Annotated in this window: 21 protein-coding genes; 6 read left to right on the plus strand and 15 right to left on the minus strand. The window is 64.2% G+C overall.

Features of this window, described 5'->3' with window-relative positions; all coding sequences use genetic code 11:
- Positions 1 to 49: 49 nt before the first annotated feature.
- Positions 50 to 1,630: a winged helix-turn-helix domain-containing protein gene (locus FNJ47_RS01385; protein ID WP_163149712.1), complete on the plus strand. Its 1,581-nt coding sequence runs from the start codon at positions 50 to 52 to the stop codon at positions 1,628 to 1,630.
- A 132-nt stretch (positions 1,631 to 1,762) separates the two neighbouring features.
- Here FNJ47_RS01385 and FNJ47_RS01390 read toward each other — a convergent pair whose 3' ends face one another.
- On the minus strand, positions 1,763 to 3,016 hold the full coding sequence (locus FNJ47_RS01390) for an adenylate/guanylate cyclase domain-containing protein (RefSeq protein WP_163149715.1): 1,254 nt from the start codon (positions 3,014 to 3,016) through the stop codon (positions 1,763 to 1,765).
- Between the two features lie 173 nt (positions 3,017 to 3,189).
- Here FNJ47_RS01390 and FNJ47_RS01395 point away from each other — a divergent pair, with 173 nt between their 5' ends.
- Positions 3,190 to 3,381, plus strand: a complete 192-nt coding sequence (locus tag FNJ47_RS01395) for a hypothetical protein (protein WP_163149718.1) — start codon at positions 3,190 to 3,192, stop codon at positions 3,379 to 3,381.
- Here the strand turns inward: FNJ47_RS01395 and FNJ47_RS01400 are convergent, their stop codons facing one another.
- Complete coding sequence (locus FNJ47_RS01400; RefSeq protein ID WP_163149721.1) at positions 3,382 to 4,260, minus strand: DMT family transporter; 879 nt, start codon at positions 4,258 to 4,260, stop codon at positions 3,382 to 3,384.
- A gap of 79 nt (positions 4,261 to 4,339) precedes the next feature.
- On the opposite strand from FNJ47_RS01400, the gene FNJ47_RS01405 reads away from it, so the two are divergent.
- Positions 4,340 to 5,161, plus strand: a complete 822-nt coding sequence (locus tag FNJ47_RS01405; protein WP_163149724.1) for a helix-turn-helix domain-containing protein — start codon at positions 4,340 to 4,342, stop codon at positions 5,159 to 5,161.
- Here FNJ47_RS01405 and FNJ47_RS01410 read toward each other — a convergent pair.
- From FNJ47_RS01410 to recO, 4 genes are all read right to left on the minus strand, one after another.
- Entirely contained in the window at positions 5,152 to 5,955 is an 804-nt protein-coding gene (locus FNJ47_RS01410) for an N-acyl homoserine lactonase family protein (protein ID WP_165445484.1), read from the minus strand. The two genes, FNJ47_RS01405 and FNJ47_RS01410, sit on opposite strands and share 10 nt — an antisense overlap.
- A 152-nt stretch (positions 5,956 to 6,107) precedes the next feature.
- Positions 6,108 to 7,100, minus strand: a complete 993-nt coding sequence (locus FNJ47_RS01415) for a cation diffusion facilitator family transporter (protein ID WP_163149729.1) — start codon at positions 7,098 to 7,100, stop codon at positions 6,108 to 6,110.
- A 169-nt stretch (positions 7,101 to 7,269) separates the two neighbouring features.
- Complete coding sequence (gene parC / locus FNJ47_RS01420; RefSeq protein ID WP_163149734.1) at positions 7,270 to 9,525, minus strand: DNA topoisomerase IV subunit A; 2,256 nt, start codon at positions 9,523 to 9,525, stop codon at positions 7,270 to 7,272.
- Between the two features lie 166 nt (positions 9,526 to 9,691).
- Positions 9,692 to 10,441, minus strand: a complete 750-nt coding sequence (gene recO, locus FNJ47_RS01425) for a DNA repair protein RecO (protein ID WP_163149737.1) — start codon at positions 10,439 to 10,441, stop codon at positions 9,692 to 9,694.
- A gap of 62 nt (positions 10,442 to 10,503) precedes the next feature.
- On the opposite strand from recO, the gene FNJ47_RS01430 reads away from it, so the two are divergent.
- Entirely contained in the window at positions 10,504 to 10,803 is a 300-nt protein-coding gene (locus FNJ47_RS01430; protein WP_163149739.1) for a hypothetical protein, read from the plus strand.
- Between the two features lie 10 nt (positions 10,804 to 10,813).
- Here the strand turns inward: FNJ47_RS01430 and FNJ47_RS01435 are convergent, their stop codons facing one another.
- From FNJ47_RS01435 to rpoZ, 8 genes are all read right to left on the minus strand, one after another.
- Entirely contained in the window at positions 10,814 to 11,194 is a 381-nt protein-coding gene (locus FNJ47_RS01435; RefSeq protein ID WP_163149890.1) for a hypothetical protein, read from the minus strand.
- Positions 11,195 to 11,226: 32 nt separating this feature from the next.
- Complete coding sequence (gene era / locus FNJ47_RS01440) at positions 11,227 to 12,150, minus strand: GTPase Era (RefSeq protein ID WP_163149742.1); 924 nt, start codon at positions 12,148 to 12,150, stop codon at positions 11,227 to 11,229.
- On the minus strand, positions 12,143 to 12,964 hold the full coding sequence (gene rnc / locus FNJ47_RS01445) for a ribonuclease III (RefSeq protein WP_163149745.1): 822 nt from the start codon (positions 12,962 to 12,964) through the stop codon (positions 12,143 to 12,145). Before rnc ends, era begins: the two co-directional genes overlap by 8 nt.
- On the minus strand, positions 12,961 to 13,722 hold the full coding sequence (gene lepB, locus FNJ47_RS01450; RefSeq protein WP_163149748.1) for a signal peptidase I: 762 nt from the start codon (positions 13,720 to 13,722) through the stop codon (positions 12,961 to 12,963). The genes rnc and lepB overlap by 4 nt, the downstream gene beginning before the upstream one ends.
- A gap of 285 nt (positions 13,723 to 14,007) precedes the next feature.
- Positions 14,008 to 14,424, minus strand: coding sequence for a holo-ACP synthase (acpS, locus tag FNJ47_RS01455; protein WP_076857949.1), 417 nt, complete (start codon positions 14,422 to 14,424; stop codon positions 14,008 to 14,010).
- Positions 14,421 to 15,194 carry a pyridoxine 5'-phosphate synthase gene (locus FNJ47_RS01460; protein WP_163149751.1) on the minus strand — a complete coding sequence of 258 codons (774 nt, stop codon included), beginning with the start codon at positions 15,192 to 15,194 and terminating at the stop codon, positions 14,421 to 14,423. The genes acpS and FNJ47_RS01460 overlap by 4 nt, the downstream gene beginning before the upstream one ends.
- A 129-nt stretch (positions 15,195 to 15,323) precedes the next feature.
- Complete coding sequence (locus FNJ47_RS01465; RefSeq protein ID WP_163149754.1) at positions 15,324 to 17,615, minus strand: RelA/SpoT family protein; 2,292 nt, start codon at positions 17,613 to 17,615, stop codon at positions 15,324 to 15,326.
- A 219-nt stretch (positions 17,616 to 17,834) separates the two neighbouring features.
- On the minus strand, positions 17,835 to 18,227 hold the full coding sequence (gene rpoZ / locus FNJ47_RS01470) for a DNA-directed RNA polymerase subunit omega (RefSeq protein ID WP_016844003.1): 393 nt from the start codon (positions 18,225 to 18,227) through the stop codon (positions 17,835 to 17,837).
- A gap of 360 nt (positions 18,228 to 18,587) precedes the next feature.
- Between rpoZ and FNJ47_RS01475 the strand changes: the two genes are divergently transcribed.
- The gene (locus FNJ47_RS01475; RefSeq protein ID WP_050422617.1) at positions 18,588 to 19,229 is read left to right on the plus strand and encodes a LabA-like NYN domain-containing protein; all 642 of its coding nucleotides are present in this window, start codon (positions 18,588 to 18,590) and stop codon (positions 19,227 to 19,229) included.
- Positions 19,210 to 19,869, plus strand: coding sequence for a uracil-DNA glycosylase (locus FNJ47_RS01480; protein ID WP_163149757.1), 660 nt, complete (start codon positions 19,210 to 19,212; stop codon positions 19,867 to 19,869). Before FNJ47_RS01475 ends, FNJ47_RS01480 begins: the two co-directional genes overlap by 20 nt.
- A 204-nt stretch (positions 19,870 to 20,073) precedes the next feature.
- Here the strand turns inward: FNJ47_RS01480 and FNJ47_RS01485 are convergent, their stop codons facing one another.
- On the minus strand, positions 20,074 to 20,655 hold the full coding sequence (locus tag FNJ47_RS01485) for a peroxiredoxin (protein ID WP_163149760.1): 582 nt from the start codon (positions 20,653 to 20,655) through the stop codon (positions 20,074 to 20,076).
- Positions 20,656 to 20,684: the final 29 nt, after the last annotated feature.

Genomic DNA, 20,684 nt, shown 5'->3' on the forward strand with positions numbered 1-20,684 from the left:
GCATTGAGATTGGCTTGATTTTGCTATCATAATTGCTGTCACAGTAAGGATGGAGCCTGCAATCAACGGGGCCCTTAAGCTGCTGTTCTTGTTCGACAATGTTTCTCTCGACATAGACCGGCGAGAGTTGCGCCGGGACGGCGAACTACGTTCCATCGAGCCCCAAGTCTTCGATTTATTGGAGTTTCTGGTTCGCAATCGCGACCGCATGGTGACCCGGGACGATGTTCTGGCGGCCGTTTGGAATGGGCGGATTGTTTCAGAATCGACGCTGGCAAGCCGCATAAGTGCCGCCCGCGTCGCCATCGGCGACAATGGGGACGATCAGCGGCTAATCCGTACCGTTTTGCGTAAGGGCATCCGCTTTGTAGGGATGGTCCGCGAAGAGGGAGGGTATGCAGCAGCGCCGACGAAAACTCCCGCAGAACGGCCCGCGCTGCCTTTGCCCGATAAGCCGTCGATCGCCGTTCTTCCATTCTCCAATATGAGCGGCGATCCAGAGCAGGATTATTTCGCCGACGGGATTTGCGAAGACATCATCACCGGCTTGTCCAAGCTACGCTGGTTTTTTGTCATCGCGAGGAATTCCTCGTTTATCTACAAGGGCAAAGCAGTCGATCTGCGCCACGTCGGTCTCGAACTCGGTGTGCGCTATGTCCTGGAGGGGAGCGTCCGCAAGAGCGGCGGCCGCGTGCGTATCACTGCCCAGCTGATCGATGCCGAGACCGGCAAGCACATTTGGGCCGACCGCTACGATCGCGACCTCATCGACATTTTTGCACTGCAGGACGAGATCACCAAAAAGGTCGTGGCAGTGATCGAGCCGAAGCTGCTGGAGGCCGAGGGTATCCGCTCGCAATATCGCTCGCCCGAGGACCTTGGTGCGTGGAACATGCTCATCCGGGCCAACTCCCAGTTCTGGCGACTGACCAAGGACGAGAGTCAGGCCGCCATCACGCTCCTCAAGCAACTGGTCGAACGATATCCTCTCTATGCGCCGGCGCACAGCATGTTGGCCTTCTTCCTTTTGGTGTCACGGCAGGGTGGGTGGCACATGATGGAGCCTCAGGTCGCCCAAGCCGCATATCTCGCCGCACGGGCGGTGGAACTCGACGACAGTGATCCTTGGGCGCACCTCGCGTTGGGATTTGTCGCCTTCACCAAGCGCAGCACCGATGAGGCGGTCGAGGAATTTCAGCGTGCCCTCGATCTCCACCCAAACTTCGCCGCCGCGCACGGCTTTCTCGGCTGCACACTCGCGTTTGATGCCCGATCCGACCAAGCTATCGACCACCTCGAGCAGGCCATCCGTATGAGTCCGCACGATCCGCAGAACGCGCTGCTCAACGCAGCCCTTGCGGCGGCGCATTACCAGGCCAGCCGATACGACGAGGCCGTCGGCATCGCCCACAAAGCCATCCAGCAGCGATTCGAGTTGACCAATGGTCATCGCATTTACGTCGCGAGTCTCGCTCAGGCAGGGCGCATGGACGAGGCGCGCGCAGCCTTGGCTCGACTACAAGAATTGCATCCGGACAACTCGATTGCGTGGATCGAGCGAAACGTACCGTACACGGCTGGGCCGATGGCAAAATTCCTGGAAGGCTTACGCAAGGCCGGACTGCAGTGAGACGCTTGTCTTGGCCACTTCGCAAGGGCGTCTCTTCTTGGCCCTTCAGCGACCTCGGGAGACGTCCGCTTTCCCGCCGCCGTTAGGAGTTGAGCGGACATCAGGCGGCCAGCCGCTGAATGAGTACGCGTCCTAGCTCGCCAGGTACCGCTCGTACTTGCCAGCGACGACCTCGTCGGCGGCAACCGCCGGATCCAGCGTGTAGAGATCCTGCGCGTGGCTGATACCGCGCAACACGAAGCGGCCGGTGGAGACCAGATAGTTGCGGCCGGCGGCGTCGAGCCCGGTGCGGAAGTCGGTCGAGGTCAGCAATTCCCGGTCGACCGAGGCGCACATCGAGGCGATCCGGCTGACCTCGTTGACGGCGGGTCCGACCACGGTGAAATCGAGCCGGTCTTCGCTGCCGATATTGCCATAGAAGACCTCGCCGACATGGAGACCGACATAGGCCGTCGTGGTCGGCCGGCCCTCGTTCTCGCGGCGATCGTTCAGCACGCGGATGTTATGCCGGAATCTGTGCTCGGCGCGCAATGCGCCCCGCTTGGCCACGGCCATGTTCTCGCTGGTGAACATCGCCAGCACGCCGTCGCCGATCAGCTTCAGCACCTCGCCGCCGGCATCGTGGATCGCATCGATCGAGGCCTGCGCGTAGTCGTTCAGGAACGGAATGATCTCGTCCGGGCCGATGCGCTCGCTGATCGCGGTCGAGCCGCGCACGTCGGAGTACCACAGCACGGCCTTGATCTTCTCGGTGATGCCGCGCTGCATGCGCCCGCGCAGCACCTGCTCGGCCGTCTCGCGGCCGAGATAGACCCGGCCCAGCGTGCGGGCGATCTCGACCTGGGCGGCCGATTTGATCGCGAGCCCGAGCACCGGCACCAGGTCGCGCAGCGCCGCCATATGGTTCTCGTCGAAGCCGTCCGATCGGCGGGTGGTGTAGTAGGAATAGAAGCAGTCCATCTCGCCGATAGTGCCGGCCTCGCCGAAGCGATGCACGAACGCTGCGAAATGCTTGTGGCCCTTCTCGGCAAGGTCGCCGATCATCGAGAAATCGTGCGTCTCGGCGAGGTCGATCACCATCTCGTCATGACCGTTTTCGAGCATGTGGTGGAACGCCGAGCGCCGCCAATTCTGACTGGCCTCGCCGGTGCTGGTCGAGCCGTATTCGAAGATATCGGCCTCGTTGCTCTCGCCGTCGTTCCAGCGGAAACCGCGTCCCTCGAAGATCGGATGCAGGGTATCGATGAAGACGATCGCCCGCGACAGCGGCATGCCCGCAGCCCGGCAGCGCTCGCAGAAGCCGCGCAGCAGGTCGTTTTCCGGCAGGCCGGTCAGACCCTGGCGGACCAGCCAATTCATCAGGCGCAAACGGGGCGTCAGTTCCATCAACGGATTATGCCGGGCAATTGGTGCGGGAGGAAGGGCTGGTCGTCGCGTGACAGATGCCGACGCCAATCCGGCATTGCAAGGCCGCCTTGCCTCACCTTTTCGCGCGGAACAGCGCCGCCCGAGCCAGCGATTCCGCTTTCCTTTGCCCCAGCCTTCGCGCACAAGGGCGCATGGACAACGACACCGGCCAGCCGAACTCGATCCGACGCCTCGTGCGATGGGCGATCACCCCGCCACAGTCATACGGGGTCTATCTGGCCGGCATCATCCTGGTCTACGTCCTGTCGTTCTACGCCGGCACGATGAAACCGAACCACACGCCCGCCCCGCCTGTGACCGCGCCGTCCGCCCCGCACAGCTGATCACGCCGATTTGGTCTCAGCCGTGGCGATCCAGATTCCGGCGAACACCGCGATCAGGCCGACCACCAGGTTGGCCGTAATCGGCTCGCCGACCAGTTGCTTGGCCAGCAGCCCGGCAGCGATCGGATTGACCGTCATGGTGTTCGCGACACGAGTCGGTGAGGCCCGCTCCAGCGCCAGCACCCACAGGATGAAGGCCAACGCGCCGCCGGCTATCCCGAGATAGAGCCCCGCGATCCACTGCGATGGTCCTAACTCGCGCAGCGGCGCCAGGCTGCCGGTGAACGTCCCCACCGTCACCAGCGCAGCCGCGCCCGCGCCCATGCCGACCGCGAGGAAGCCGAGCGCGCTGGAGCGGCGGATGAACGGTCGCGACAGCACGTTGTAGAACGCCATGCAGAGCACCGCGGCAGCCATGATCAGTTCGCCCCGCCACGCCCCCGGTGGCGCGGCCGACAGCCCGGATGCCAGTGCGGCCGCCACGCCGAGCACCGCAATCGCGACCCCCGCCGATTTGCGCATCGACAACGGCTCGATGCCGAGCAAGGCGCCGACCACCATGGTGGAGAGCGGCAGCGTCGCCAGCGCCAGGCTGGCGCGCGCTGCCGTCGTGTAGGACATCGCGAGATTATAGAGCACGAAGAACACGCCGAAGAAGGCGACGCCGAGCACCGCGACCGCCGGCAAATCCTCGCGCCGCGGCCATTTCGCACCTAGCAGGATCGCGGCCGGAAGCACGCAGAGAAAGCCGATCGCCCAGCGCAGGATCGCAAGCGTGATCGGGTCGGCATTGCCGGCCAGGTAGCGCGTGATCGCGGCCGCCGTGCCGCCAAGGCAGCTCGAGACCAAGGCAATCGCAACGCCGATCCACTCGCCCATCCCGGTCCCCATGCGCTTTGGGTTCGCTTGTGGCATCTTGCCCGGTGAGATCATTCCGGCAACTACCTGGCAGGTATTCATGTCGCAGCAGCGCGATTTTGCAGCCAGCCTGCGCTGGTGGCGACAGCGCAAGGGTCATTCGCAACTCGAGCTCGCCGGGCGCGCGGATATCTCGCAGCGCCATCTGAGCTTCCTCGAACTCGGCCGCGCGGCACCGAGCCGTGACATGGTGATCCGGCTCGCCGCGGCGCTCGACGTGCCATTGCGCCAGCAGAACGCGCTCTTGGTCGCGGCCGGCTTTGCACCGGTGTGGCGGCAAACCGACCTTGCCGCGCCGGAGCTCGCCCAGATCCGTTACGCACTGGATTTCATATTGGCGCAACAGGAGCCTTTCCCTGCCGTCGTTGTCGACCGGCACTGGAATCTGCTGCTCGCCAATTCAGGCGCCGTACGGCTGGTGGAATTCCTGGTCGGGCCACTGTCGCCCGGCACGGCGGTCAATCTCGCCGACGCACTGGTCGCTCCAGATGTGCTGCGGCCCTATCTCACCAATTGGACCGAGGTCGCCAGCTACTTCGTCCGCAGCGTCGAGGCCGATGCCGCCGCCGACGGCACGACCGCAACGGCGGACCTGCTCAAGCGCCTGCTGGCCTATGACGGTGTCGGGGCTGCGCTAACCGCGCCGCCTGCGGGGCCTCCCTCCGGGCCCGTGCTGCCGATGCTGTTCCGCAAGGGCGACGTCCGCCTCAAGCTGTTCACGACGATCGCGACACTGGGCACGCCGCAGGACGTCACGTTGCAGGAGCTGCGCATCGAAAGTTTCTTTCCGATGGACAATGAGACCGCGCAGATCTTTCGAAGCTGGTCGAAGGCGCGCGATCCCGAATCAGCTCAATCGTAGAAGTCGGGCGACAGCTTCAGCCCGTCGCGCTGGGCCTTGTCGTGGTTGATCCAGAGCTGCGCCTTTTCCTTGGTCAGCATGTCGGCGATCTTCTGCATCGAGGCGACCGTCTGCTCCTTGCTGGCATTTAGGCTCGGCACGCGGCGATTGTCCCAATTGTCCCTGAAGTGAACGGCGTCGCCGGTCAGCACGAGCGCGCCGGTGTGCGGCAGCTTCACCAGCAGCGACTGGTGGCCGGGCGTGTGGCCCGGTGTCGACAGGATGGTGACGCTGCCGTCGCCGAACACGTCGCGATCACCCTCGAGCTTGGTGACGGGATGCTCGGGCTTGAAGCGCGGCGCGTTGTTGGCGCCGGGCCATTCATACTCCGCCTTCTGCACATACAGCATCGCGGACGGGAACATTTCGACATTGCCGACGTGATCGGGATGGGTATGCGAAACGGCGATCGCCTTGATGTCCGACGGCTTCACCCCGAGCTGGTCGAGCTGCGCGGCGAGCGTCTTCGGCCGCCGCCAGGTCACGGCCTTGGGATCGGCGGGCGCGAGGCCGTTCGGCATCGCCGCCACCGCGTCGGGAATGCCGGTGTCCCATAGGAACCAGCCCCGGGCGTGCTTGATCAGGTAGCAATTGTCGACGAAGTCCATCGACTTGCCTTCGTTGACGCCGGGCGACCAGCGCGAAATGTCGCCGGCAACGCCTTCGCCGCAATTGAGGATGTAAAGCCGCTCGACGCCTGATTTCGCCGGTTGGGCCTCGGCATGGGGCGTCGCCGCCACAGCCCAGATCAACATCGCAAGACCGATTGCCTTCCTCACGTCGCCCTCCGCTGATCGCGCCGGTTACTTCAACGCACGCGGGCGCAATGTGCCGTCTCATCGCCGGCCGTGGAAGACGCAGGCACGTGTCGATCGATCAATTGAATGCGAGGGAATGGCGGCGGCTGCTAGACCATTTCCGCCGGCGCCAGCCGGCAGGTCTCGCTGCTGATCTCGACCTGCAAGGTCGCGTGATGAATGCTGAATCGCTCCGACAGCTCTGCGCAGACCCGATGCAGGAAAATATCATCATGCCCGCCAGGCCGAACCAGATGCGCGGTCAAGGCGGTCTCGCTGGTGCTCATCGCCCAGATGTGCAGATCGTGCACCTCGGTGACACCCTCGAGCGCGGCGAGATAGTCCCTCACCTGCTTGAGATCGATCCCCCTCGGCACCGCGTCGAGCGCGAGGTTGACGCTGTCGCGGGCAAGCTCCCAGCCGCTCAGCAGCACGACCACGGCGATGGCCAGGCTGATCGCCGGATCGAGCCACTGCCAGCCGGTCGCCATGATCAGCAGCGCGGCGATCACGACGCCGAACGAGACGCCGGCATCGGCCGCCATGTGCAGATAGGCGCCGCGGACGTTGAGGTCGCTGTCGCGGCCGCGCATGAACAGCAGCGCAGTGCCGCCATTGATCAGGATGCCGAGCGCCGCGACCCAGACCACGGTCCAGCTTGCGACCTCCGCCGGCTCGCGGAAGCGGTTGATCGCCTCGACGGCAATGCCGCCGACCGCGATCAGCAGCAGCCCGGCATTGAACAACGCCGCCAGGATCGAGGCGCGGCGGTAGCCATAGGTGTGGGTATCGGTCGGGCGCCGGCCGGCGAGCCACGCGCCGCCCCAGGCCAACAGCAGCGCGATGACGTCGGAGAGATTGTGAACGGCGTCGGAGATCAGCGCCAGCGAGTTGGCGGAGTAACCGAAGATCAGCTCCGCGATGACGAAGGCGGTGTTGAGCGAGGCGCCGACCGCAAACGCCGTGCCGAAGCTGGCGGGCGCGTGGCTATGCCCGGCATGCGAATGGCCGGCATGGGAATGGCCGCTGTGCGAATGACCACTGTGGGAATGGCCGTGAGAATGACCGCTGTGGTCATGGTCGTGACTGTGATTATGCGCCATGGCAACCGTCGCCCGAGATCGTCGGCGACGGTTATAGCGCGGAGAAATGTGGATACTATCACACCGCTGGTGACGAAAGCGGTAGGGCAGATTAGCCGAAGGCGTAATCCGCCACGCCACGGCAAGTACGGCGGGTTACGGCTTTCGCCTAACCCGCCCTACGCATCAACTACTCCACGCCGCGATTGAACTTGTTCGACTTCGGCAGGCCATGGGCGAGCCGGCCGGCATCGGCGCGGTTGCCGCGCCAGTCGGCCAGTTCCTTGATGGTCATGCTGTGCTCGCGGCCGGCGGAGTCCTTCCAGGTCAGGCCGGTCTTGGCATCGAACACCGCGACGTCGGACAGCTCCGAGCTGGTGTATTTCTGCAGCCGCACGCCGCGGCCGCGCGCCATCTCCGGCACCTGGTCGAGACCGAACAGCACCATCTTGTGGTTGGTGCCGATCACGGCGACGGTGTCGCCCATCACGGTCGTGATCGCGCGGGCCTCGTTCGGCATGTCGACATTGAGCACCTGCTTGCCCTTGCGGGTGTTGCCGACGCAGTCCTCTTCCTTGACGACGAAGCCCTGCCCCTCGCTGCTCGCGATCAGGAATTTGCGCTCGCCCTTGTTGACGAACAGCGAGATGATCGCCGCGTCCTGCTCGAGGTCGATGAACATGCGGATCGGCTCGCCATGGCCGCGGCCGCCCGGCAGTTTTGCGACGTCGAGCGAGTAGAACTTGCCGTTGGTGGCGAACAGCAGCAGCTTCGATGTGGTCTCGGCAAAGAACGAGTGCTCGAGCTTGTCGTCGGTCTTGAAGGCAAGCCCGGAGAGATCCTCGACATGGCCCTTCAGCGTCCGCACCCAGCCCTTCTCCGAGATCACGACGGTGCACGGCTCGCGCTCGACCAGCGCCTCCTCGATCGCGGCGAGGTCGTGCTCGGGCGCATCGGCGAAGGTGGTGCGGCGCTTGCCGAGCGGCGTCTTCGGTCCGAAGATGTCGCGGACCTTGCGGACCTGATCGCCGACCTTGGCCCATTGCTCGGTCTCGGAGCCGAGCAGCCCCTCGATGCCCTTCAGCTCCTTGCGAAGCTCCTTGTCCTCGGTGCGGATCTCCATCTCCTCCAGGCGCCGCAGATTGCGCAGGCGCATGTTGAGGATGGCCTCGGCCTGGATCTCGGTGAGATTGAAGGTCTTGATCAGGACGGGCTTCGGCTCGTCCTCGGTGCGGATGATCTTGATCACCTTGTCGAGGTTCAGATAGGCGACGAGGTGGCCGCCCAGCACTTCCAGCCGGTGCTCGATCTGCGTCTTGCGGAAGTTGGAGCGGCGGATCAGCACGTCGCGGAGATGGTCGAGCCATTCGCGCAGGCACTCGGCAAGGCCGACCACCTTCGGGATACGGCCCTTGATCAGCACGTTCAGGTTCAGCGAGATCTTGCTTTCCAGCTCGGTCAGCCGGAACAGCGACTCCATCATCAGCGCCGGATCGACGGTGCGCGATTTCGGCTCGAGCACGACCCGGACGTCTTCGGCCGACTCGTCACGGATGTCGGCCACCAGCGGCAGCTTCTTCTCGTTGATGAGTTCGGCGACCTTCTCGACGATCCGCGACTTCTGCACCAGCCACGGGATCTCGGTGACGACCACCACCCAGCTGCCGCGCGCGCCCTCTTCCACGCTCCAGCGCGAGCGGGTGCGGAACGAGCCGCGCCCCGTGGTGTAGGCCTCGATGATCGATTCCTTGGAATCGACCACGATACCGCCGGTCGGAAAGTCCGGGCCCTTGACCCACTTCAGCAGCGCCTTCGACTTGGCGTCGGGCTTCTCGATCAGATGCAGCGCGGCGTCGCAGAGCTCGGCGGCGTTGTGCGGCGGGATCGATGTCGCCATGCCGACCGCGATGCCCTGCGCGCCGTTGGCGAGCAGGTTCGGGAAGCCGCCGGGCAGCACCACCGGCTCTTTCGACTGGCCGTCGTAATTGAGGCGGAACTCGACGCCGTCCTCGTCGATGCCGTCGAGCAACAGCCGCGCGACCTCGGTCATGCGGGCTTCGGTGTAGCGGTAGGCGGCCGGATTATCGCCGTCGATATTGCCGAAATTGCCCTGGCCGTCGACCAGCGGGTAGCGCGAGGAGAAATCCTGCGCGAGGCGCACCATGGCGTCGTAGATCGCCTGGTCGCCATGCGGATGGAACGAGCCCATCACGTCGCCGACGATCTTGGCGGACTTCTTGAATGCGGCGCGCGGGTCGAGCCCGAGCAGGTCCATGCCGTAAAGGATGCGCCGGTGCACCGGCTTCAGCCCGTCGCGGGCGTCCGGCAGCGCACGATGCATGATGGTCGAGAGCGCATAGGCGAGATAGCGCTCCTCGAGCGCATCACGCAGCGGCACCTCGTGAATTTCGGCCGGCTTTTCCGGCGGGGTCTGTCGCTTTCCCATGGGGAGGCGTTAAACCTTGGCGCTGAATCGGGCAAGCCGCGAATCGCGTCAAACGCACGCCGATTCACCTGATTCGCGCAATTATTGCGCGGTCCGGTTGGTCGCCTGCAGGGCGATTTCGTTCCGGTCACTGCGCGCATGACAGGGGCGCAAGAAGGTCAGCGCTTCACGTTTCCGCCAACCGGCTCCGGCGCTTCGTTACGGCGTTGATGAAGCCGTCACGGGCGTCGGAATGGCCCTGGCCGCGGGGCTCCAGCACATGGCGGAGCAGGAACAGGCCGGTGATCTGGAAACCGTCGCGCAGATCCTGCTCCGACCAGCTGTTGGCGCCGCCCTCGCCTTCGCGCAGGAACGCCGGCAACGGCAACAGCCGGTCGCGCCACGGCTCGCCGGCCGCGCGGGACACGGCGCCGCCGGATTTCGGCGACACATAGATCAGGTCGGCGGTCTCACCGGTGGCCGCGCAATTTTCCAGGTCGAGCCCGAAGCCGAGCTCGGTCAGCATCGCCAGCTCGAACCGGATCAGGTGCACGGCGGCAATGCCGGCGTCATCGAAATCGTCGAGCGTTCCCTGCAGCATCTCGTAGATGTCTTCGTGGGGATCGCGCTCCGGCAACAGCCGGGCCAGCGCCGCCAGATGCGTGACGCCATAGACCGCGTGCGACGAGGCCAGCAGCGTCGCCGCGCGCAGCCGCGTGCCTTCCAGCGCATACATCCCGAGATGCTCGTCGAGCCGCGCCCGCCACACCGCGGTGACGCTGTTGCCGGGCTGCAGCAGCGGCCGCATCCGCGAGCCGGCGCCGCCACGCACCAAACCGAGATGGCGGCCGTGCTCGCGCGTCAGGAGCTCGACGATGGCGGAGGATTCGCCATGCCGCCGCACGCCCAGCACGATGCCTTCGTCGGTCCATTCCATGTGCTAACTATACCGCCAACCGGTCCGATACTGAAGTTGCCTACATATGCGAGATGATCGTAATGGCTAGCCTCATTGGCGACTTGATCGCCGCCGTGCTCGAATTTGCGTTCTGGGCAGCCTGGGAAATACTTCCGGCGCTCTGCTTCTTCACCGCACTTGCAGTGGTGTTTGCCGCAACGCTCGGCAAGGTGACGATCGAACGCCGAGGCGGCAGGATCGGCTGGACAGGAGTCCCCAGAATCACTCGTTCGCCTCAGGGCCGGATGGTCCTGTCGGCTTCGCTCGGCGTCATCATCGGCTTCGTCTTCTGGGTTATCGTCGTGAGCGCGGCCATCATCTTCCACGCCTACCAATCGTGAGGTCTAGCTCTTACGCGTTGAACCAGCCCTGCGCGTCGCCGGTGAAGGAATAATACAGCCCGGCCGCGGTCAGGATGCAGGACACGATCTCGATGGCGCTGTCGATCTCCAGGCCCTTGTCGCCGATCACCTGCACCAGCGAGATCACCGACAGCACCAGCATCGCGGCCAGCGCCCAGCGCGGCCAGTTCTTGCGGTGCTGCGCGGCGAGCCGGACGAAATACACCAGCAGCAGGATCATGCAGCCGGCGGTCAGGGTCTCGCCGGTGATGATCTGCTCGGTCCTCTCGAAGGTCGGCGTGCGGTCCTGGAACGCCACCGACAGCGCGTCGAGCGTCAGCGACAGATAGAGCAGCACTTCAAACCACAGCACGTTTCTGGGCACGTTCATCGCTCTGGGCACGCTCATCACAAACGCCGGCTCTATTCCTTCGGGAAATCCAGTCCCATTTCCTTGTAGCGGTCGGGATCGTCGCCCCAGTTCTCGCGCACCTTGACGAACAGGAACAGATGCACCGGCACGCCCATGATCTCGGCGATCTCGGCGCGCGCCTGCGCACCGATCGACTTGATGGTGGCGCCGCCCTTGCCGAGCACGATCTTGCGCTGGCTCTCGCGTTCGACAAAGATCGTCTGCTCGATGCGGATCGACTTGTCCTTGCGGTCGGTCCAGCTGTCGGTCTCGACCGTCGACTGGTACGGCAATTCCTGATGCAGATGGCTGTAGATCTTCTCGCGGGTGATCTCGGCCGCCAGATGCCGCATCGGCGCATCCGACATCTGGTCCTCGGGATAGAGGAACGGGCCCGCGGGCACCATTTTCGCCAGCGCCTTGCGCAGATCGTCGACGCCGTTGCCGGACAGCGCCGAAATCATGAACGTGTGCTCGAAGCGCATCCGCTCGTTGGCGGCCTGCGCCAGCGCCAGCAGCTTCTCGCGCTGCACGAGGTCGACCTTGTTCAGCACCAGAATCTTGGGATGCGCGACGGTTTCCAGCTTGGCCAGGATCGCGTTGGCCTCCTCGTCGATACCCGATTTCGCATCGAGCAGCACGCAGACGAGATCGGCATCATGGGCGCCGCTCCAGGCGGTCGACACCATGGCGCGGTCGAGCCGGCGCCGTGGCGCGAAGATGCCGGGCGTGTCGACCAGGATGATCTGCGCGTTGCCCTCGATCACGATGCCGCGGATCAGCGCGCGCGTGGTCTGCACCTTGCGCGAAACGATGGTGACCTTGGAGCCTACCAGCGCGTTGACCAGCGTCGACTTGCCGACATTGGGCGCACCGATCAGCGCGACGAAGCCACAGCGCGTCGCGTCTCCCTGCTCTTTGGTTTCGTCAGTCATGGGTACCGACGCCTTCGCGCTCGATCATCGCGGATGCTGCTGCCTTCTCTGCCGCACGCTTGTTGCCACCGACGCCCTCGGCGGAGACGAGGCCCGGCAGGTCGACCGCAACGCGGAATTGCGGATCGTGGTGCGGGCCAGTGCGTTCGACCTCGCGATAGACGGGCGTCGGCAATCCCTTGCCCTGCGCCCATTCCTGCAACACGGTCTTGGGATCGCGCAGCGGCCGGCGCAGCTTGTGCATCCGCTCGGTCCAGTTGCGCTCGACGAACTGGCGCGCGGCCTCGTAGCCGCCGTCGAGGAAGATCGCCCCGATCACCGCTTCGCAGATATCGCCGAGCACGGACTTGCGCAGCCGCGCGCCCTCGACCGCCTTGACCATGCCGAGCTTGATGTCCTCGAGCAATCCGAGCGCCTTGGCGACGTCGGCGCAGCTCTCCTTGCGCACGAGGTCGGCGAGCCGCTTCGACAATTCGCCCTCGTCGGCCTTCGGGAACGCCCGGAACAGCATGTCGGACACGATCAGCCCGAGCACGTGGTCGCCGAGGAATTCCAGCCGCTGGTAGCTGTCGGCGCGGTTGCGGGTGGCGGGCTTCAGCGCGGACACGTGGGTGAACGCGGTGGTCAGCAGTGCGGCATCGGAGAACGTGTACCCGATGCGCGCCTCGGTACCCGCGATCGCGGCCTTCTCTTCGGCGGCCTTGGCCGCCTTGCTGCGACGTTTCTTCGGCGCGGCTGCGCTATCGGCGGCTGGCGTCTGGCTCGGCTCGCCGGTGGGCGCTTGATCGTTGATGGCTGCGGTGTCGTCGTTCATCGCACGATGGAGAATAGGCGGTTCCACCGCACGGCGAACGGCCAGCGCCAGATCATCCAGGCCTGCTCGCCCTCGGCGATCGAGAAGAAGATCATCTGGGCTCGCCCGATGATGTTCTCGAACGGCACGTAGCCGACCTGCGACAGGAAGCGGCTGTCGGTGGAGTTGTCGCGGTTGTCGCCCATCATGAAATAGTTGCCGGGCGGAACGGTGTAGACGATGGTGTTGTCCATATAGCTGTTGTCGGTGCAGTCCAGCGACTCATAGCTGACGCCGTTCGGCAGCGTCTCCTTCCAGCGCTTGACGCGGGCGGTGGCATCCGCCGAGCCGCAGGGATCCTCGCCGACGAAATCGCTCAGCCGCTCCCGCTTGATCGGCTCATCGTTGATGTAGAGCAGCCCGTTCCTGACCTCGATGCGGTCGCCCGGCAGCCCGATGACACGCTTGATGTAGTCGGTAGAGTCGTCCCGCGGCAGGCGAAACACCACGATGTCGCCGCGGTTCGGCTCCGAGCCGAAGATGCGGCCCGAGAAGATGTTCGGCGAGAACGGGATCGAATAGTGGCTGTAGCCGTAGGAATATTTCGAGACGAACAAATAGTCGCCGACCAGCAGTGTCGCCTTCATCGACCCCGAGGGGATGTTGAACGGCTGGAACAGGAAGGTGCGGATAACGAGCGCGATCAGAAGGGCATGGATGACGACGCGGATGGTCTCGCCCAAGCCGCTCTCAGATTTGGTCCCGGTGGTCACGCTCATTGCTTTCCCAATTCCCGTGGGCCCTTGAAGTCCACGCGGTGGCAGAACGTTCTCTTCGCGCGAAGCGTTCGACCCTCGCGTGAGGAAAATGGCCTTGATTCTGATCTTGAGGGCAAATTCCAGTCTAAACCCGGAATCCACGTCTCGCTCGATATACCCTGCGGCGTTTTAGACGGTTGTTCGCAGGGGCGCAATCAATCGCCTCCTCAAAACTTCGCAATTCATTGAAATCTCAGTGATTTTTTAGTTTGCTGAAGTTTTCTGGCAAATTCCGGCGCCGGCCGCTCATCTGGCGGGGGCAACCGCCGAAATTATGACGAAGGCCTGCGCCAGCGGCCAATCGTCCGTGATCGAGAGGTCGATCTGCGCCTGCATGCCCTCGGGCGTCAGTTCCTGGAGCCGGGCCAGCGCCCCACCGGTCAGCCGCATCGACGGCCGCCCCCCCGGCAGGTTCACCACGCCCATGTCCTTCCACCACACCCCGCGCCGGATACCGGTGCCGAGCGCCTTGGAGCAGGCTTCCTTGGCGGCGAAGCGCTTGGCGTAGGTTGCGACCACCATCTTCTCGTTGTTGGCACGGCGCATCGCCTTGGCGCGCTCGGCGTCGGTGAAGATGCGATCGAGGAATCGCTCGCCGTGGCGCTCGATCACCTTCGCAATCCGGGTGATGTCGATCAGGTCGGAGCCGATGCCGATGATCATGCGCTGACGGCACCTTGTGCCCTGGCGCGGCCGCGATCCATGGCCGCACGCATCTCGCGCACCGTCTCGGCGATGCCGACGAACAGCGCCTCGCCCATCATGAAATAGCCGATGTTCAGCTCGCGGATCTCGGGCAGCGCCGAAATCGTCTCCGCGGTCTCATAGTCGAGCCCGTGGCCGGCATGGACCTCGAGCCCGGCTGCCAGGGCGAGCTTGGCGCCGGCGATAATGCGCTGCCATTCGGCGTCCGCCTTGTCCTTGTGGCCGTCGACCACGGCGTCGCACCAGCCGCCGGTATGGATCTCGATCACCGGCGCCTTCAGCTTCGCGGCCATCTCGATCTGTCGCGGGTCCGCTGCAATGAACAGCGAGACCCGGATGCCGGCGTCGTTGAGCCGGGCGATGAACGGCGCCAGCGCATTGTGCTGGCCGACCACGTCGAGGCCGCCTTCGGTGGTGAGTTCCTGGCGCCGCTCAGGCACCAGGCATACGGCGTGCGGCTTGGTGGCAAGCGAAATCCGCAGCATGTCGTCGGTCGCCGCCATCTCGAAATTCAGCGGCTTGGATATCTCGGCCTTGAGCCGTGCCATGTCCTCGTCGCGGATGTGACGGCGATCCTCGCGCAGATGCGCGGTGATGCCGTCGGCGCCGGCCGCGATCGCGGCAAGTGCCAGCCGCACCGGGTCGGGCCGTGCTCCGCCCCGCGCATTGCGCAGGGTCGCGACATGATCGACGTTGATACCGAGACGCAGCGGAGCAGCCTTTGACATTTCTCTGACCTGTAATTCTAACCCGTCATGCACGGGCGTAGCCGTCCGAAGGACGGCGTCGCTTCCGCTCGCCATAGCCGTCCGGAGGACGGCGTCGCTTCCGCTCGCCTATGAGCCGTGCATCCACCTTCAGCCATTGACGCGCTCGACCCGTGCAACGACGGCCTTGGCGCGCAACTGCGCGATGATAGCGCTGAGATGCTTGAGGTCATAGACCTCAAGATCGATGGTCAGCTCCGTGAAATCAGGCGATTGGCGCGACATGTGGATGTTGTCGATGTTGCCGTCGTGCTCGGCGATCACGGTCGCGATCTGGGCGAGGCTGCCGGGCTCGTTGACATTGTGCACCAGGATGCGCGCCGGGAAGCGTTGCGGCATGGTCTCGTCGATATCCCAGCGCACGTCGAGCCAGCGTTCCGGCTCCTCCTCGAAATCCTTCAGCGCCGGCGACTGGATCGGATAGATCGTGATCCCCTCGCCCGGCGTGACGATGCCGACGATCCGGTCGCCCGGCACCGCGCCGCCATTCGGCGCGAACTTCACCGGCAGGTCGGAGTTGATGCCGCGCACCGGGATCACCGAGGTGGCGCGCGCCGGATGCGGCGGGTTCTGCGTCTTCAGCTTGGCGGCGAGCCCCTTCTTGGCGCCATAGCGCACCAGCCGCTCTTCCTTGTAGTCGGGATACATCGCGCGCGCGACGTCGGACGCCTTGATTTCGCCGCGTCCGACCGAGGCCATCACGTCCTCGATCGAGGTCCGCGCGAGCCGCGGCAATGCGCCCTTCAGCTTGTCGTCGGCATATTCGATCTTGGCGCGGGCAAACAGGCGGTCGACGATGCGGCGGCCGAGGCCGGCATACTGGTCGCGCACGGCATCCCGGGTGGCACGGCGAATCGCGGCCCGCGCCTTGCCGGTACGGGCGAGCGCTTCCCAGGCCGACGGCGGCGCCGACTGCGCCTTCGAGGTCAGCACCTCGACCTCGTCGCCGTTCTGCAACTCTGAGGACAGCGGCGCGAACTTGCCGTTGATCTTGCAGCCGACAGCGCTGTTGCCGACTCCGGTGTGCACGGCATAGGCGAAATCGATCACGTTGGCGTTGCGCGGCAGCGCGATCAGCTTGCCCTTCGGCGTGAAGCAGAACACCTGGTCGTGGAACAGCTCGAGCTTGGTGTGCTCGAGGAACTCTTCCGGATTGGAGCTCTCCGAGAGAATGCCGATGGTATGGCGCAGCCACGCGAAGGCGTTGGACTCGTGCTTCAGCCGCTCGTGCGGCGAGCCCGCCCCTTCCTTGTAGAAGGCATGCGCGGCGATGCCGAACTCGGCGATCTCGTTCATCTCCTCGGTACGGATCTGCAGCTCGACGCGCTGCTTGCCAGGCCCGATCACGGTGGTGTGGATCGAGCGGTAGTCGTTCTGCTTCGGCGTCGAGATATAGTCCTTGAAGCGGCCCGGCACGACCGGCCAGGTGGTGTGGACGATGCCGAGCGCGCGGTAGCAGGCCCCGACATCGTCGAGGATGACGCGGAAGCCGTAGATGTCGGACAGCTGCTCGAAGCCGACCGACTTGCGCTCCATCTTGGTCCAGATCGAAAACGGCTGCTTGCGGCGGCCGAACACCCGCGCGGTGATGCCGTTCTTCTGCAGGTTCTTGGAGAGCTGAGTTTCGATCTCGCCGATCAGGTTGCGGTTGCGCTCGGCCAGTGAATCGAGCCGCTGCTTGACCACGGCGTAGGCCTCTGGATCAAGCACGAAGAACGACAGGTCCTCCAGCTCCTCGCGCATCTCCTGCATACCCATGCGGCCGGCCAGCGGCGCATAGATATCCAGCGTCTCATCGGCGATGCGGCGCCGCGAGGCCGGCGGCATGAACTCCATGGTCCGCATGTTGTGGAGGCGATCGGCGAGCTTGATCAGCAGCACGCGGACGTCGTCGGCGATCGCAAGCAGCAGCTTGCGCAAATTCTCGGCCTGCTTGGCCTCGCGCGACACCAGCTCCAGCCGCTTCAGCTTGGTCAGGCCCTCGACCAGCGCGCCGATCTCGTGGCCGAACACATGGTCGATCTCGGCCCGCGTCGCTTCGGTGTCCTCGATCGTGTCGTGCAGCAACGCCGCCACGATCGTGGCATCGTCGAGCTTGAGGTTGGTGAGGATCGCGGCGACTTCGAGCGGATGCGAGAAATAGGGATCGCCGGAGGCACGCGTCTGCGTGCCGTGCGCCTTCATGGCGTAGACGTAGGCGCGGTTGAGCAGGTCCTCGTTGGTGTCCGGGTTATAAGAACGGACGCGCTCGACCAGGTCATATTGTCGCATCATGCGCGTCCGCGGCTTGGCCGGCCTCTCCGCCACGGACGACGCCGGCGCCACCGCGACCGTTTCGGTCGCAGCCTGCATCTGGATGGAACTGCGGCGTCGATACGCCATGTACTCGCTGCCTCTCGCGCGGGACCGGAACGTCCCACCTTCCTCAATCTAGTGTGCTTTCGAACGAAGCTGCACCCCGCGCAGGCCCTGGAACCATTCAATTTCCCGCGCCAGCATAGGACGCACCGTAACAGCAAAATTGTCAACAAAAGCAAAGGCCCGGAGCAATGTCCGGGCCTTTGGCAAATCTATTCGAAAATGAAGAGCCGAACGACGAGCTTACTCGTCTTCCTCGGGCTGCTCTTCCGGGGGCGCCAGACCTTCGAGGCCCTTGAGCAGCTCTTCCTCGGTCATCCGCTCGACCGCGACCTCGGTGTCGTCGGCGTCAACGCTGGCACCAGCGGAACCGATCAGCGGCACGGTGTCGGGCTCGGGCTCGTCGACCTCGACGAACTTCTGCAGGGAGTGCACGAGTTCCTCTTTCAGGTCTTCCGGCGAGATCGTCGAATCGGCAATCTCGCGCAGCGAGACGACCGGATTCTTGTCATTGTCGCGATCAACCGTGAGTTGCGATCCCGACGAGATCATCCGGGCGCGGTGCGCGGCCAACAGGACGAGGTCGAAGCGATTGTCGACCTTATCAATGCAATCTTCGACGGTGACGCGAGCCATCTCGAGGCGCTCCGTGGTAAAAGGGACCGAACATGTAGGTTATGAGGGTTAGTTATAGGGCTAGCCCCCGTTTCGCAAGGTAAAATTTGTGATTTGCCTTCCGAACAGGCTCTGATAACCCGGTCTGCCGGGGCCAGAAGGGCCGGAGCGTCTGACGACATGGCTAGGTTGCTGTCCCAGACAAGTAAATCTCTTCATTGCAATGTCAAAGGTCTAGGCTTTTTGCCCTCGCCTCACCATAATTGCGGTGGTGACTGTCGTGGGGAAAGATTCACTGAACTTTAGGCAGCAACGCAGGAAATTGCGCGCGGTCGTTTGCCGCGACGCTAAGAACACTAACAACCACGCGAGAACACTTTGATGTCGTCACCTGTTTCCAACAAGATCGCGCTCTTCATCGACGGAGCCAATCTTTACGCAACCGCAAAGACGCTGGGCTTCGACATCGACTACAAGCGCCTCCTCAAGGAATTCCAGAGTCGCGGCACACTGCTTCGTGCGTTCTACTACACGGCGATCATCGAGGATCAGGAGTATTCGTCGATCCGCCCGCTGATCGACTGGCTCGACTACAACGGCTACACCGTGGTCACCAAGGCAACCAAGGAATTCATCGACGCCAGCGGCCGCCGCAAGGTGAAGGGCAACATGGACATCGAGCTCGCGGTCGATGCCATGGAACTCGCCGAGCACATCGACCAGATGATTCTGTTTTCCGGCGACGGCGACTTCCGCTCGCTGGTCGAGGCCGTGCAGCGCCGCGGCGTTCGCGTCACGGTGATCTCCACCATTGCCAGCCAGCCGCCGATGATCGCCGACGAGCTGCGCCGCCAGGCCGACGTATTCACCGACCTCGTCGAGCTGCAATCCAAGCTCGGCCGCGATCCGTCCGAACGTCCGGCCCCGCGCGAACCCCGCGAACCGCGTCACCATTCCCCGCAATTCCTGCAGCGCGCGACCACCATGGCCCCCCGGGGAGCCGATGACGATTTCGACGAGTAATCTCGTCGCCGCACCCACGCGTCCCGACAGCAACTGTCAGCTCTGTCCAAGGTTGGCCGACTTCCGCTCGGAAGCCCGCGCGAAAAACCCGGACTGGTTCAACTCCCCCGTGGAATCGTTCGGCGATCCGAATGCGCGACTGCTGATCGTCGGGCTCGCGCCGGGCATGCAGGGCGCCAACCGCACCGGCCGTCCCTTCACCGGCGACTACGCCGGTGACCTGCTCTACGCGACCTTGCTCGAATATGGCTTCGCCAGCGGTGTCTATCAGGCGCGGCCGGACGATGGCCTGAAGCTGGTGGACGCCCGGATCAGCAATGCGGTGCGCTGCGTGCCGCCGCAGAACAAGCCGCTGCCGGCCGAAATCAACACCTGCCGGCAATTCCTCCGCGCCACCATCGCCATGATGCCAAAGCTGCGCGCGATCGTGCTGCTCGGGCGAATCGCCCACGAATCGACCTTGAGGGCGTTGGAAATTCGATTGGCCGCAGCACCTTTTGTGCATGGTGCAGTGCATAGCGGGGGTAAATTCAAGCTCTACGACAGCTACCACTGCTCGCGCTACAACACGAACACGGGCGTGTTGACGACCGATATGTTCCGCAAGGTGTTCGCGACTGTCCGCAAGGAGCTGGGCTAGCGCCCTTTCCGGTATCCGCTTTGCGAATCGCTATCCGAAACCCGCAAATGCAAAAATTCTGAATAGTAGAAAAATATCCCTGAGTTGCCCGACGTGTCAAGTTGCCCGGTCGTACGCCGGCGGCCGCCGGCTACTTTGCATGGGGTTGTTTTCGATATTTGGCAGCGCCCCCTGCGACGGCGCCATAATTTCATATTGCTCCAGCTAGTCCCTCCGCGGATTGTGCTTCAGCCATTCCAGCACATCGCCGGCGTTCCGGTCGGGCGGAAACACCGGATAAAAAACGTGCGTGATGCGCGCATCGTCGATGATGAGCGCAAGCCGCTTGATCAGCGTCAGACCCGCCACCGACATCGTCGGCAATCTCAGCGTGTGGGTCAGTTCCAGCGCTTCATCGGACAGCACCGGGAACGGCAGATGCAGCCGCGACGCCATCTCGGTTTGGTAGTCATTGCTTTGCGTCGACAGCCCGAACACCTGGGCAGCACCGGCGGCCTTCAGCTCGGCGAACAGATCGCGGAATGCGCAGGTCTGCGGCGTACAGCCACGGGCGCCCGGGATCATGTCCCAATCGTCGACCAGCCCGATCTTGCCGGGCTCGCCGGTTCGCGGATAGGCGAACACCACGGTGCGCCCCTCGAGCGCCGACAGCGCCACCGAGGTGTCGTCGGTGGCGCGCAGCCTGACCGGCGGGATGGTCATGCCGGTCAGATGCGCCGCGCCGCCATCGTCCTTGGGCGCCGGGATCTTGCTCCAGTCGACTTCGGTGAGGCTGCTTTGGGTCATCGGACCATCTCCATCGACCGTCAGCGCGG

Origin of the sequence: Bradyrhizobium uaiense, from assembly GCF_010811875.1 — a bacterium.
GTDB classification, from domain to species: Bacteria; Pseudomonadota; Alphaproteobacteria; order Rhizobiales; family Xanthobacteraceae; genus Bradyrhizobium; species Bradyrhizobium uaiense.

Excerpts from the sequence above, each read along its gene's own strand:
- recO (WP_163149737.1), bottom strand. The coding sequence starts at position 10,441 with ATGGAATGGACCGACGAAGGCATCGTGCTGGGCGTGCGGCGGCATGGC.
- FNJ47_RS01480 (WP_163149757.1), top strand. The coding sequence starts at position 19,210 with ATGACGATTTCGACGAGTAATCTCGTCGCCGCACCCACGCGTCCCGAC.
- FNJ47_RS01475 (WP_050422617.1), top strand. The coding sequence starts at position 18,588 with ATGTCGTCACCTGTTTCCAACAAGATCGCGCTCTTCATCGACGGAGCC.
- FNJ47_RS01405 (WP_163149724.1), top strand. The coding sequence starts at position 4,340 with ATGTCGCAGCAGCGCGATTTTGCAGCCAGCCTGCGCTGGTGGCGACAG.
- FNJ47_RS01485 (WP_163149760.1), bottom strand. The coding sequence starts at position 20,655 with ATGACCCAAAGCAGCCTCACCGAAGTCGACTGGAGCAAGATCCCGGCG.
- rnc (WP_163149745.1), bottom strand. The coding sequence starts at position 12,964 with ATGAACGACGACACCGCAGCCATCAACGATCAAGCGCCCACCGGCGAG.
- FNJ47_RS01385 (WP_163149712.1), top strand. The coding sequence starts at position 50 with ATGGAGCCTGCAATCAACGGGGCCCTTAAGCTGCTGTTCTTGTTCGAC.
- FNJ47_RS01435 (WP_163149890.1), bottom strand. The coding sequence starts at position 11,194 with ATGAACGTGCCCAGAAACGTGCTGTGGTTTGAAGTGCTGCTCTATCTG.
- FNJ47_RS01400 (WP_163149721.1), bottom strand. The coding sequence starts at position 4,260 with ATGGGCGAGTGGATCGGCGTTGCGATTGCCTTGGTCTCGAGCTGCCTT.
- lepB (WP_163149748.1), bottom strand. The coding sequence starts at position 13,722 with ATGAGCGTGACCACCGGGACCAAATCTGAGAGCGGCTTGGGCGAGACC.
- FNJ47_RS01410 (WP_165445484.1), bottom strand. The coding sequence starts at position 5,955 with ATGTTGATCTGGGCTGTGGCGGCGACGCCCCATGCCGAGGCCCAACCG.
- FNJ47_RS01395 (WP_163149718.1), top strand. The coding sequence starts at position 3,190 with ATGGACAACGACACCGGCCAGCCGAACTCGATCCGACGCCTCGTGCGA.
- era (WP_163149742.1), bottom strand. The coding sequence starts at position 12,150 with ATGACTGACGAAACCAAAGAGCAGGGAGACGCGACGCGCTGTGGCTTC.
- FNJ47_RS01430 (WP_163149739.1), top strand. The coding sequence starts at position 10,504 with ATGGCTAGCCTCATTGGCGACTTGATCGCCGCCGTGCTCGAATTTGCG.
- FNJ47_RS01465 (WP_163149754.1), bottom strand. The coding sequence starts at position 17,615 with ATGGCGTATCGACGCCGCAGTTCCATCCAGATGCAGGCTGCGACCGAA.
- parC (WP_163149734.1), bottom strand. The coding sequence starts at position 9,525 with ATGGGAAAGCGACAGACCCCGCCGGAAAAGCCGGCCGAAATTCACGAG.
- acpS (WP_076857949.1), bottom strand. The coding sequence starts at position 14,424 with ATGATCATCGGCATCGGCTCCGACCTGATCGACATCACCCGGATTGCG.
- rpoZ (WP_016844003.1), bottom strand. The coding sequence starts at position 18,227 with ATGGCTCGCGTCACCGTCGAAGATTGCATTGATAAGGTCGACAATCGC.
- FNJ47_RS01460 (WP_163149751.1), bottom strand. The coding sequence starts at position 15,194 with ATGTCAAAGGCTGCTCCGCTGCGTCTCGGTATCAACGTCGATCATGTC.
- FNJ47_RS01390 (WP_163149715.1), bottom strand. The coding sequence starts at position 3,016 with ATGGAACTGACGCCCCGTTTGCGCCTGATGAATTGGCTGGTCCGCCAG.
- FNJ47_RS01415 (WP_163149729.1), bottom strand. The coding sequence starts at position 7,100 with ATGGCGCATAATCACAGTCACGACCATGACCACAGCGGTCATTCTCAC.